Raw genomic sequence first — 12850 nt, forward strand, 5'->3', positions numbered from 1 at the left:
ACCATGACGATCAGCATTGTCCAGGGAGACATCACCCATCAGGAGGTGGATGCCATTGTCAATGCGGCCAACAATTCATTGCTGGGCGGCGGCGGCGTGGATGGTGCCATTCACCGTGTCGCGGGGCCGGAACTGCTGGCGGAATGCCGAACACTGAAGGGATGCCAAACCGGAGAAGCCAAAATCACAAAGGGGTATCGTCTGCCAGCCAAATGGGTGATCCACACTGTCGGGCCCATCTGGCATGGTGGTAACCTCGGGGAAAATGATCAGCTCAGAGCCTGTTATCAAAATTCACTTCGTCTGGCTCAGGAACATCAGTTGGTCAGCATCGCCTTTCCCTCAATCAGTACCGGCGTGTTTCGATATCCAGTGGAACAGGCCTCCCGAATCGCGCTGACAACGATCCGGCATTTTCTAAACACAACACGGACCTCTCTTCAGAAAATCATTATTGTATGTTTTGATGACCGTGTTTATCATTGCTATCAAAACGCATTCAATGAAATTTTCAGTTAATGATCTCAAAGTGTTCCATGTCTCATCGAAGCCTTCTATCACTACTGATCCTTCTCCTTTTTTTCTCAAGTGACTTGCTTGCTGAAACTCAGCCTCCTGTCTGGGATGCCGAATTCCGCACGGATACTGTTCTGCGAAAAAGTGATTCGTCGTTTGATCCGGGACAGAATGAAATGGTCTATCTGTTTCAAATTGACCGTGCCCATCTGAATCTTTCCGGCACTTTGGATGAAACCCTCAAATACCGCATGCGCTTCAGCCTGAAGGATTCTCTGGCTCAGCGGCCGGATGGCTCAGGTGCCGGATTGGAGTATTGGTATCTCGAACAAAAATTATCTGCTGATTTTTCCTGGCGGTTTGGCAAACAGTTCATCTACCAGGGCGGTTGGGAAGGCAGTTTGAACAGCATGGATGTGTATCAGTATTCCCTGCTCGGACAACAGGTACGCGAACTGTATGAAGTGGGACTCAGCGGCATTTATTCACTGGAATCCCTGGGACTTGCCGACCACACAATCATTGCCCAGATTCTGAATCAGCCCGGAGGGGGAAACGCTCAACAGACTTCTCCCGCCCTGAACATTGCCTGGTATGGTCGTTTTCTGGAAGGATTTTTTGATACAATCCTGCAATTGGGCCTGTTTCCACAGGACAGAATCTGTGCTGTTTCCCCGGTGGCTTGCGGATCTGACTGGGAAGCTCTGGAACCTTTGAACATGCTTTCCCTGGGTACCCGGTTTCAGGTGGCCAATTTCAAAATCAATGTGGATTATCTTAAGGGTGAGTTCCGTGGAGAGAATGTTTTGCAGGAAGGAACCCGGCATAAGGCCACTTCCCTAGTCCTTTTTGTCCAGCAGGGCGATCGTATTCTGGCACCCCTGGTGCCGTTGCTGAAATGGAGTTACAACACCAACACTTCCACAAATGCCCAGCCCACAGATTATCGTTTGCTCAACGAATTACAACTGGGTGTCGAATATTTCCCGGAAGGTTCGGCCGCCTTCTATCGCTGGCATGCGGTGGGCATCATTCAGCAAATAACTGTTTTTGACGAATCGTATAGTCAGTACACACTCAAGGGCGGCATCAGCTTCCGGTTCTAGTCCTCGGGTGTTTTTTCTTCAATCCCCCTTTAGCGGTATGAAAACTCATGTCAGAAACTTGTGATATTTCCTTTGTGATTCCTGTTTACAATGAAGAACACTCCCTGCCTGAACTGGTAAAACGGATTGACGCCAGTGTCATCCCCTCCGGCAAAACCGCTGAAATCATGTTTGTGAATGATGGCAGCACCGATGGTTCACTTCGGGTGATACGCGAACTGAAACAGTCGCATACTGTTCCGCTCAGAGTCATCACCCTGCGAAAAAATTTTGGGAAATCAGCCGCGCTGTTTGCCGGTGTTGAGAAATCCCGGGGCGACGTCATTGTGACCATTGACGCGGATCTGCAGAATGATCCCGCTGATTTGCCCAAATTTCTGGCAGAAATTGAAAATGGCGCCGACATGGTTTGCGGATGGCGGGTAGACCGTCAGGACCCCCTTGAAAAAACACTCCCCTCACGATTTTTCAACAACGTGACATCCCGGATGAGCGGCCTGGATATCCATGACTTCAATTGCGGATTCAAAGCCTATCGCCGGGAGGTGCTTAAGGAAGTGGCGTTTTATGGAGATATGCATCGCTTCATGCCCTTTCTGGCTCATAAACGTGGCTTCAAGGTCGCCGAAGTTCCCATTCTCCATCATCCCAGACTGCATGATTCTTCCAAATACCGGTTTGAACGCTATTACCGTGGTGGACTGGATCTGCTCACCGTAATGTTTATCACCTCCTACCTTGTGCGTCCGATGCATTTATTCGGAACGATCGGATCACTGCTGATGCTGATGGGTGGGGGCGTGTTCAGTTACCTGTTTTTCGGAAGGTGGATCTGGGGACAATCGGTGGGAACAAGCCCACTCCTCTCCGTCAGTTTTCTGCTGATTGGTGTTGGTGTCCAGGTTTTCATGACAGGCTTTCTTGCGGAATTAATGGTGCATTGGCGCAAGGTCCAGCAACCGGAATTTTCCATCAAATCCGAAGAAGATTGATTTGTGATCCTCCTCACTTGACAGAAATACAAGGGCAATTTATACCCATACGGCTACCAATTTAAGCCAATACAGTTATCTGGTGTGACTGAGCACTCACAAGGAATATTCTTACAGAAGAAACACATGTATAAGCACATCTTGTGGGCGTCCTAAAAAATGAAGAGCTAAGTTATTGAATACAAAAGTGTATCGGCTTACGTTGATAGCCATTCAAAGTCATAACTCTGCCTGATTTCGGCTGTTCAGGCATCCGTGTCATCCAGAACGAATGTGAGAGATCCCCGGACTCCAGTGCGGATCTCTCTTCGGTCGAGAGGCACCTTTACCCTGTTCTGAACCATGCCGTAATTTTCATAAAAACAGATTCACTGGAAGTTTGTATATTTCATGAAGTTGCTTCACTTGTGACAAAGTGATTTGGCGCTTACCATTCAATACTTCTGAAACTCTGCTTTGGGCACCAAAAACAGGAGCTAAATCAATTTGCTTTATTCCGTTCTTTTCCATAAAACGCCTTAAAATTTCGCCTGCGGTAACCTCAGCCTGATCTAATCTCTCAACCTCTGGAAAATGATTTAATTCATATTCGTCCAGCAATTCCCCCAAATAGTCCAGCAAAGTTTCCAAATTGCTGCCTTCCTCAGCTTCTTGCTCTAATTGATCCAAACGAGCTTGCAAAAGCTGATACTCTGACAGTGTTTGAGGGGGCGTTAGAAAATCAGCAACGATAGGCCATGCTGTTTTAATGGATTCGATAGATGTTTCCATGATGTTCTCCTTTTATTTCCAATGGTTTTTGTCGTATTCCGCATGAGTCAGTATACTGATCACAAAGACTTTCTGTGTCTGAAAATTAATCCGGGTGATCAGGCGGTAATGATTCCCGCTTATGTTAAAAACAGTTCGCCTTCCGACTTTATCAGCATGAGGAAATAAGGCTCGTATTTCTTCTAAATTTTGATAATTCCCTTTTTTAATTTCCTGAAACCATTGGGTCAATGATGACTTCGATAATGGGTGAATTGTATAGAATTGGATCAATCTTCTTTTTGATATGATGTGCACTATTTCCTCCCGTAAATAAATATGGAACGGTTACGAACTTTCCCGTTCGAAACCAGAAAGTTTTCCATTTTATTTTCTGAACGTTTAAGAAACTTTTTGGCATAAATACATAAAATGAATATCAATGCGGCTTGTTTATATCAAGCATAATATACAATATATGTATATTTGTTTGGGAACGTATCATTTTGTCGTTATGCGGATGGTATGATAAACGGCAGGAGCTGAGCATTGAATTTTTTCTTCCCGATGTTTCTGGTAAGATGCGGGATTGGGAGGTCTTTGCGGGTCAAAGGTATCGGCGACGCCAAAATCGATCAAATAGAGTTTCCCTTTATGTAAGGTCAAATTATCCACAATTTTATCACGATACATGAAGCCGTTTTCCCAGGCATAGTCTAAAAACGCGTTCAGAATGAGAGACTGGCAAAGTCAAACCCCTGTCAAATGGGAATGCAAGTATCATGTAGTGTTCATTCCGAAAAGACCACTCCCCTAAATCCATTATAATCAGATACGTTGAAAAATATGAAAATGATCTCTAAAGCATTACCTGTGCACTACCCGTCTTCCACGTTTTAGTGGAGCGCTACCTTATCAATTCATTACGAGGGATTCCATTTTTTTAGTCGCGAAAACGACTTTTTTGTTAAGCAATGAGGACTTGCATTCAACCGTACTATTTGCAAAAAGAATCTGTCCGCCGATAATGGTTGCCTCATCAATAGCCTCACCTATGCTGTGTTTTTCATGGTTGGGAAATGGAGATCTACGGAGTTGTAATACCATTTTTTTTGTCTTTTTATAGATTTGCATCCCTAAATCTTCTTTGATTTGATTGATTGTACTTGAACATATCTCTGTAGCCGTTTCTTTTGTGCGGAGCACATGTTCACGGGATTCAAAAAAGAAAATACTGATTTGATTCTTTTCTGGAGACATTCCGGCAAAAACAGAAATATCATCACGATTTTTTACAGAGTAGGTTTCCAGTTCATAAAGCCGATCCATATGCAATGTTCCGAGTTTCTTTGAGTAGTTGATAGAAGACACAGCGTCTTTGGCAACGACTGGACCTGATGCCAGAAAGACTCCAACAAATGCCCCAATTCCACAAACCAATGTTTTTTGCATGCTCTTTCTCGTATGTTGTTCCCCCAACAAAAACAGTCTTGCACTTCAAGATCCCCATGGATCATTGGCTGTGTGTAGACATATTGCCAATAAATGCAAGAACTAATTTTTCAGAGCAAAAATTGCGCCTGATTTACTGTTTTTGTCGAAAAGAATCTCTCTAAAGAGTCCATGCCGGAAATTGAAGAGACCTGCGCCCGAAAATGTTTGGGTTTGTGGGGAGCCGTCAGATCATGTTTGGATTTTACAATAAGTTCATAATCAGTACCTGTGGTCCACGTTATCCTTTTTAAAGGTTTGCTAAACGGATTATGCCAATAAGGAAATAAGGAAATCACTTGTACCTGTCTGTGTTTCCGATGTGTGCCTTCTGTTACCCAATGAGGAAATAAGGAAGTCACTTGTACCTGTCTGTGTTTCCGGTGTGAGGCATGAATCATGGTCTTGTCCAATCCGGTTTTTTCCGGATAGTCAGCCTTCTCTGCTTCCAGTTTGGCCGGCATCATGGCTGATATGGTTTCCGTAACCTCTGGTCGTTCCTCAACTGCCCCTGTTTCAAAACTGGCATAAAGCGAGGAAGCATTATTTTCATTGTATTCTGGAATTGGATCTTCTCTCAACTGAGAGTCGGCAATTTCGGGTTGTTCTGAAATGTTTTCCTCACTGGATGTGCTTAGGGTTGGTTCCTGCATCAGGGAAATGTGTTCCTCAAGATTGTTGTTTTCCTGTACCGGCTCCGGTTGTTGCTCAGTCACGGTTCCCGTATCTTGTGTTGAGTCGTTGTTGCTGTTGATTCGATCCATCGCCATGTTGTTTTCCGCTATTATATAAGTTGGTGCTGTTTGTTGAACCCGCCCTGATTCCTGTTTCACTGCCTCTGAGAAGGTTTGAGGCGTTGAGTGAATTGGGAAAGGCTCTGCCTGAAGTTTTTCGGGTTCTTTCTGTTCAAGGATTTGAAGCTCTTTTTCTTTTTCAAGAGAGGCTTTTCGAAGATTCTCGATTTCTTCCTGTTGTTGTTGGATGATTTTCTGTTGTTTCTGAAGTTCAACTCTTTCAAAAATTTCGATTTCTTTTTCTTTTTCAAGAGAGGCTTTTCGAAGATTCTCGATTTCTTCCTGTTGTTGTCGGATAATTTTCTGTTGTTGTTCGATTTCTTCTGTCTTGTTTGACGATAAATTTTCGATGTCCTTCTGATGTTGCTCAATCAACTTTTCTTTTTCCTGAAAGTCAGAGGTCTGATTTTCCAAATTTTCGACCAATACCGATTTTTTTCTGGAGTTCCAAAAAAACCAGCCACCAATCAACCCCAGCATCAACCCCGGAATAATCCATAGATAGCCGCCAGAAGTCTGGTTTCCGGATTGAGTAGCGCCAAGATCCGTTTGAGGAAACTCTGAAGACATTGCCTGAATTGTGGAAGATGGATTGTTCACTGCGGCAATGATTTCAGAAGATTCAGGAACTGGTGCGTTCAGAATATGAATTTCCGGATAGGTCCTGGAATAGGTTCGAGTGAATTTTCCATGGAGCGGATCTTTACTTTCGATGGTGATTTCCACAGTTAGTGCTTCAGGAGTTTTCCAATCTGAGCCAGTTATTTCCCAGACCAGATCAAAAGAAGAGGATGAGGCTCCGGGGATGCTGACAATAGAGGGTGTGACACCGGAAGGAAACTGAGGTTGAAACAGACTGAATATCTGACAATCATTTTTATAACAATAGCGATTGCTGGGAATAATGGGGAAACTGAAGGGTTCAGACAAGATGAGTTGATTCTCGGTTTGGTGTAAAATCAATTGAGTCGGATTTGATGTTTTATCCCATTGAAGCAGTTTTCCAAAATCCGCAATGACGTTCGGAACGACTTCATAGCCAAATCCCAGCAGATAACTCACAACACCTTCAACAGTTTTATTTCTGTTTTCCGTTGCGTTCTCTCCCTTTAAAATTGTTGACACACGATCAGTCATCGCAGGATATGCGTTATCAGGATCAGTTTGACTCCAGATCACTGACGTTTGATAAAAACGTTTGAATTGCTCAAGCATTTGAAATGCCTGGCTCATATCATACAGACGCTGGAATGAAGCGAGTTCAGAATATTCTTCTGAGGTATTGAAATCATAGTCGGTAATTAAAAAAACAAACAGACGTCCTTCAACAGTGAGACAGTTGTTATTGTTAGCGTTGGTTGTTTTTTGAGATAAAATTGAAGGCACGGCCAGAGCGGAAAGACCATAGTCATAATTATAATCCAGAGCAGGATCGCCATTGGGAGAAAGAGTTTGATTCCGATCATTCATCCGCTGAATGACTTTGTCTTTCTCACAGGTGTTCCATATGGGTGAAAGATAATTTTTCACAGTAAATATCTCACCATTTTGGGGCAACCAACCAAAATTGAACATCTCCAGATGATCACCATCCTCAAAAGGTGGAATCAGCGATCCGGGAGTTGATTCCTGATTCAGAATCATGGAAAAACTGGTTGTGATTAGTTTTGCGATACGGGAACGCCTTTCCGAATAAATTGTATCTCTTGGCAATAATTGTCTGGTCACGGTTCCATCGCCTGAGCGATAAGAAACGCCCCGTACCATGGAACCTGTTCCATTGATCAGAATGATGAAACGATTGTTTTGTTTCGGAGCGGCACAGAGAGCCTCTGCAAATAAAAACATGAACACCATGACACCACAGATAACTCCCTTTTTTTTCATCATTTTCTCCCAAAAATTATTTTTTAAAAAATGTTGAGACTCTCTTTTCCGCATATCGAGGAGATGACAAATAGTCAAAATATAATGTTTTGACCTGCTGTCATGGTTCCATCTGTTGGAGTTTCTTCAGAATTCCATGGGCACGGGAAAGATTTTTGATCTGTGATGATTAGAGACAAGATGTAAAAACCAGATCATCGAGTTTTAGGTGCGGAGATTGCTGGATTGAGTTTCGGATTTTATTAATAGTTGAGTCCTAATTGATTAACTGGAAGAAAGAACCTTCAGACATCTTTGGCCTTAGCTTATACAATTTTCACACTCAATCGTACTTGTTTGGCTGCAATAGCTTGTTGCTGATCTGAGGTTACAAATAAATCAGGCTTCCATTCAATAGCGCATGCAATGTGTAAAGCATCCATTGCTCTTAGTATATTGGTTTCCAATAAGGTTCCCGCTGTTGCAATCACACTGGATGTAAGGTGAATAATTTGAGCATCTTCCAATTCATCTACAAGGCGTTGCTTAGCAATGACATACTCATGTCGCATGATATTTTTTTCTCGTACCCTTCGATTTAACGCGGATATAATTTCAGGAAAACAGATAATGCTTAATCCCAATTCAGATGTCTGTTCACAGATCTTGTCAACTTCTTCACTGCCGTTTTCTTGAATGAAACGTTTCGCAAATGAGGATGAATCAAATAATACCCTCATATCAGGACACCTCACGTTCTTGCAGAATAGCCTTTGACAATCCATCGCCTTTACTAACCAGTTTCAGGCCTGGTTTTTTCCAGGCTGGGGTATTTGCTTGACCTGGAATTGGTGAGATCTCTGCAATGGGTTTTCCATGTCGGAGAATTTGAATGACTTCGCCCTGTTCTACATTGGAAATCAAGGCGGACGCATTTTTCCGAAATTCTGTAAAAGTGACACTAATCATAAATCCTCTTCTCAAAAAAGTTCCATACTGTACAAATGTCATGTAAATTGTGCAATTAATGTACACTATGGTGTGCGATGAAAACAAGAGATTTGTGTGATATTTTGAGACGATTTGTTGTTGGTCAACATATCTGATGATCTTGTGAAAAATCAAAAAATGATCATTCATTAATTTTTGTATAAAACGACCAGAACTTTGTTATGACGCTTTTCAGTGTTCCATCTGCTGGAGTTTCTTCAGAATTCCATGGGCACGGGAAAGATTATCACGCACCCTGGCATGACAGGGATATAACGCCAGAACTTCAGTCCATTCCTTGATGGCCTGTTCATAGTGTTCATTGATGAAATACTGAATTCCCTCCCGGTAATGGATTTCGGCCTGTGCCTGAAGTTCGGTTTCATAGTTCTTCAATTTTTCAAGAGCCTCAGCCGTTCCTGACGATTCCTGTTTAAAACGAGCCATAGCGTCAGGATAGCGTTTGTTTTCCACGCACTGGATGCCGGCTTTTTCAAACACAGCAATCGACATCCCGACGATCATCGCCTGCTCCTGTTGCACGGACAGTGGTCCGGATGGAACCATTTCAGCGGTGGTTGGTGTGGGTGTGAATGGAATGATGGCGGGAAGTGCCGGTTCCTTGTTTGTTTCCTCAGGAACAGCATTGGCCGATGCCGGTTGTGATGAAATTTCCACGGTTTCTGTCGGCCTCAAGGATTGTTCCTCCTTCACATGAGGAGTACCCTGAAATTCAGAGCTTCGACTCAGGATGTTTCCCTCCTGATCAACCTGCACCAGTCGATAGAAATAAGTCTGCCCGTTTTTCAAATAGCGGTGGATCAAGGGGCTTGGAACCATGGAAATCCGGTTGGCCCATCGTTCGTCAATATTCGGTTCTGTGGACCAGTAAAGCTGATAACCCACGTTATTTTCAAGCATGTTCCACTGAATCGCGTTGAAGGCATCGCCACTGGATATTGTGATCTGCCAGTCTGAAACCGGCTTCGGAACAGATTGGGAACAACTGGAAACCAGCAGGGCAACGCCTATAAGCAGAAAATTTTTGAGGAGACTCAATTTCATAACACCTTTCCAGGGTTTATTTGCGGGATATGGCAAAAGTGTATCAGGCAAATATTTGAATCATGTTATGAGATGAGCCGTTGCATAGGCAAGTCTGATATCCAGAGATCATGGGGAAATGATGGCATCCGTTTGTGGTCACCACCAGTCCTTTTTCTTGATATAAAACCACATGCCGATGCCGACCATCAGCATGATTCCGAGAACGGTCGGATAGGCCCAGTGGTGTTTCAATTCGGGCATATACTCGAAATTCATGCCGTACATCCCGGCAATGAAGGTGAGCGGCATGAAAATAGTCGCGATGATGGCCAGCGTTTTCATCACCTCATTGGTGCGGTTGCTCATCAGTGAAAGGTAGGCTTCCATCATACCGCCGAGCCATTCACGGTAGAGGGTCAGCAGATCCATGACACGGATGCAGTGGTCATGCAGATCACGGAAAAACAGCCGGGTTTTTTCAGAAATCCAGCCGGTTTCATCGCTGGAAAGTTCCCATAAATATTCGCTCATGGACTGGATGAGTTTGCCAATGGACATGGTCTGTTTCTTCATGTGATAGATTTCCTGCAAGGTTTCTGGGCCGGGTTTTTCCATCAATTCATCTTCCAGATTTTCCAGGGATTCCTCAATCATTTTCAGAAGAACAAAATAGTCATCGACAATCACATCCAGCAGGGCATAGAGCAGATAATCAGCCCCCATTTTTCTGATACGACTCTTGTCTTTACGCAGACGTTCACGAATGGGGTTGAACAACCCCCGGGGTTTTTCCGAAAAAGAAATGACGAGATTTTCACCCAGCACCAGACTGACCTGTTCCTGATGGATCGTTTGGGTCGTCTGGTCGTAAGTGAGAACCCTTGCGACCACATACAAATGGTTGTCATACTCATCAATTTTAGGTCGTTGCCCTGTGTGAAGGATGTCTTCGAGCAACAAAGAGTGCAGATTGAAATATTTGCCGAGGGATTCAACCCTGGCAGGGACATGCAGTCCATTCACACTGATCCATGTGACCGATGAAGAGGTTTTGCACGCCATGAATTCTTCAGGCGTCGGCATTTCGCTTTCCCACAGGTGAGATTCATCATAATCCATCACCGCAATCTGCACCGTGTCGCTTTTTTTCTCACCGATATGCACCAGTGTTCCCGGAGGCATTCCAGATTTTTCAAGATACTCTTCCTTCAGATAAGCCATAAATCCTTTTCATGCAGAATAAAATATCAATTTTGCTTACTCAGTCATCCGCATTGTTTTTATAAGACGCAACCTGCTGTCTCAGTTTTTCATAGTCTTCTGAAAAATTGTTTAAGAACTGGAACAGGACAAACTGGGCCAGAGCCATTTCACAAGTCTGGATGTAGGACGAAAGGATTTTGTATTGGGACGGAATCCAGGGCCCCTTGACACATAAAAAAAGTTTTCTGGAAAAACCCGTGAAACCATACCAGCCCTCATGAACCATCATGAGTTTATGCTGTTCATCCTGCATGGACATCAGGATCGGCGGCATACTGGTATTTTCCGAGTGTTTGCGGACATATTTGTAACTCATGAAATATTCCCGCCCGAGCGTTTTGATTTTTTCCTCAATCACATTCAGCACATGGTCCATGTTTTTTTGCGAGGCTGATACCAAAATTGAAGGAATGTGTGCCGCAAGACTGACTACACGAGCCATTTCAACCTGAAAATCCTGTGCGTCTTCAGACTCCAGAGCCATTGGAGTTTCAGGGAGGATAATTTCCACAATGATAGACTGAATGCCTTCATGATGCATTACAAGTGTTTCAGTTTCTTCTTCAGAAAGATCAAAAAATGAGACTCCGTAAAAATAGCCCTCCTGAATATTTTTACTCACCACCACTTCTGCGGCGAAGGAATGGCTTTTTTCGTAAATATCCATATTCAACCATAAAAACATACCTTGCGGAATCTTTAATCTGGAGGTGAATCCCAGGCCACCCTGAGAAATATCCGTGGAGGTCCCCTCGTATACAATCTGATCCAGAACAATGTTTATGGCTAATTCGAATTTTTTCCTGGGAAAAACTCTCAAGGCTGTATTGGACATAAGCTCTCCGGAATGGGTGGGTTAATGCACGACGTTTTTCAGAACGGCACGATAGCGGACTTCGTTTTTTCTCACCCGTTCCAGAGCGAGGTTGGCGTCCTTCATTTCAAATATTTCAGTTTTGGCGAGGATCTGATGTCGGGCCGCGAATTCCAGCATTTCCCTGATCATGATCCGACTGCCGATCTGGCTTCCACAAACCGAACGATGCCCCAACAGCAGATACGCGGGAATCTGCAACGGTTCAGCAGGAGCGCCGACCACACACAATCTGCCACGCGGTTTCAACAGGCTTACATAAGCCGGCCAGTCCAGATTAGCAAACACGGTGGACAAAATAAAATCGAGTGAACCGGAGGCCTTCCGTAATTGTCGAGTGTTCTGGGATGCGACAAAATGGTGCGCGCCAAAAGACCGTGCTTCTTCTTCCTTATTCGGCGATGACGAAAAAGCCGTCACTTCGCAACCAAACGCACTGGCAAATTGAAGTGCCAGATGGCCAAGACCGCCAATTCCGATCACGCCCACCTTCATGGCGGGCCGCACTTCATAAATTCTGAGCGGCGAATAAACCGTTGCGCCAGCACACAGCAGGGGTGCCGCGTTTTCCGAAGCAAGATTGTCAGGAATTGGAAAAACGTAGTGACTGGAAACCCTGATTTTCGAGGCGAATCCTCCGGGCCGTCCCACACAGGTTGCCTGTTGACTCGAACAAAGATTGTCATAGCCTTCCAGACATTGTTCACAACGCAGACAGGCGCCACATTGCCAACCAATGCCAACACGTTGTCCTTCGGTCAGTCCCATGACATGCGATCCAAGCTGTTGAATGGTGCCGATAATTTCGTGTCCGGGGATCATCGGATACGAACTGATGCCCCAATCATTGTCAATCAGATGCAGATCGCTGTGACAGATTCCGCAATGCGTTATTTGAACCGTCACTTCATCGGTCTGGAGATCATCCTCGAGTTCATAAGCATGACGTTCCAGCGTGGAACCTTCTTTTTTTGCGGCATAACTATCAATGTTCATTACCATCTCCTTGAAGCTGTTAATGTGAAGGGCTCGATCATCTTTTCGGCCTTGGATGTATCAACACCTGGCCTTGGATGTGTTTCCCGATTCGGGTTTTGTACTGTAGAAACGTTCAAAAAATAACAGGGAACACTTGGAACAGATGTAATTGTAATAGTGTCC

Annotated in this window: 14 protein-coding genes; 3 read left to right on the forward strand and 11 right to left on the reverse strand. The window is 44.2% G+C overall.

The features are described 5' to 3' along the window. The first annotated feature begins 3 nt into the window (after positions 1 to 3). From HQM11_04040 to HQM11_04050, 3 genes are all read left to right on the forward strand, one after another. Entirely contained in the window at positions 4 to 519 is a 516-nt protein-coding gene (locus tag HQM11_04040; protein MBF0350173.1) for an O-acetyl-ADP-ribose deacetylase, read from the forward strand. A 74-nt stretch (positions 520 to 593) separates the two neighbouring features. After that, entirely contained in the window at positions 594 to 1622 is a 1029-nt protein-coding gene (locus tag HQM11_04045) for a hypothetical protein (protein ID MBF0350174.1), read from the forward strand. 47 nt (positions 1623 to 1669) lie between these two features. Next, entirely contained in the window at positions 1670 to 2614 is a 945-nt protein-coding gene (locus HQM11_04050; protein MBF0350175.1) for a glycosyltransferase family 2 protein, read from the forward strand. 354 nt (positions 2615 to 2968) lie between these two features. Here the strand turns inward: HQM11_04050 and HQM11_04055 are convergent, their stop codons facing one another. From HQM11_04055 to HQM11_04105, 11 genes are all read right to left on the reverse strand, one after another. Beyond that, positions 2969 to 3385 carry a helix-turn-helix domain-containing protein gene (locus HQM11_04055; protein MBF0350176.1) on the reverse strand — a complete coding sequence of 139 codons (417 nt, stop codon included), beginning with the start codon at positions 3383 to 3385 and terminating at the stop codon, positions 2969 to 2971. Positions 3386 to 3397: 12 nt separating this feature from the next. After that, a complete protein-coding gene (locus HQM11_04060) occupies positions 3398 to 3682 on the reverse strand; it encodes a type II toxin-antitoxin system HigB family toxin (GenBank protein MBF0350177.1) in 285 nt (94 codons plus the stop codon). 183 nt (positions 3683 to 3865) lie between these two features. Then, positions 3866 to 4057 carry a hypothetical protein gene (locus HQM11_04065; GenBank protein ID MBF0350178.1) on the reverse strand — a complete coding sequence of 64 codons (192 nt, stop codon included), beginning with the start codon at positions 4055 to 4057 and terminating at the stop codon, positions 3866 to 3868. A 222-nt stretch (positions 4058 to 4279) separates the two neighbouring features. Beyond that, positions 4280 to 4816 carry a hypothetical protein gene (locus HQM11_04070; GenBank protein MBF0350179.1) on the reverse strand — a complete coding sequence of 179 codons (537 nt, stop codon included), beginning with the start codon at positions 4814 to 4816 and terminating at the stop codon, positions 4280 to 4282. Positions 4817 to 4926: 110 nt separating this feature from the next. Then, a complete protein-coding gene (locus HQM11_04075; protein ID MBF0350180.1) occupies positions 4927 to 7539 on the reverse strand; it encodes a hypothetical protein in 2613 nt (870 codons plus the stop codon). A gap of 302 nt (positions 7540 to 7841) precedes the next feature. Continuing rightward, positions 7842 to 8255, reverse strand: coding sequence for a type II toxin-antitoxin system VapC family toxin (locus tag HQM11_04080; GenBank protein MBF0350181.1), 414 nt, complete (start codon positions 8253 to 8255; stop codon positions 7842 to 7844). A gap of 1 nt (position 8256) precedes the next feature. Continuing rightward, positions 8257 to 8484, reverse strand: a complete 228-nt coding sequence (locus HQM11_04085; GenBank protein ID MBF0350182.1) for a type II toxin-antitoxin system Phd/YefM family antitoxin — start codon at positions 8482 to 8484, stop codon at positions 8257 to 8259. 213 nt (positions 8485 to 8697) lie between these two features. Further along, positions 8698 to 9570, reverse strand: coding sequence for a hypothetical protein (locus tag HQM11_04090; protein MBF0350183.1), 873 nt, complete (start codon positions 9568 to 9570; stop codon positions 8698 to 8700). Between the two features lie 138 nt (positions 9571 to 9708). Continuing rightward, on the reverse strand, positions 9709 to 10773 hold the full coding sequence (gene corA / locus HQM11_04095; GenBank protein MBF0350184.1) for a magnesium/cobalt transporter CorA: 1065 nt from the start codon (positions 10771 to 10773) through the stop codon (positions 9709 to 9711). Positions 10774 to 10813: 40 nt separating this feature from the next. After that, positions 10814 to 11650, reverse strand: a complete 837-nt coding sequence (locus HQM11_04100; GenBank protein ID MBF0350185.1) for a PilZ domain-containing protein — start codon at positions 11648 to 11650, stop codon at positions 10814 to 10816. Positions 11651 to 11671: 21 nt separating this feature from the next. Then, a complete protein-coding gene (locus tag HQM11_04105) occupies positions 11672 to 12691 on the reverse strand; it encodes an NAD(P)-dependent alcohol dehydrogenase (GenBank protein ID MBF0350186.1) in 1020 nt (339 codons plus the stop codon). Positions 12692 to 12850 lie beyond the last annotated feature (159 nt).

Source organism: SAR324 cluster bacterium (genome assembly GCA_015232315.1).
In the GTDB taxonomy this organism is placed as follows: domain Bacteria; phylum SAR324; class SAR324; order SAR324; family NAC60-12; genus JADFZZ01.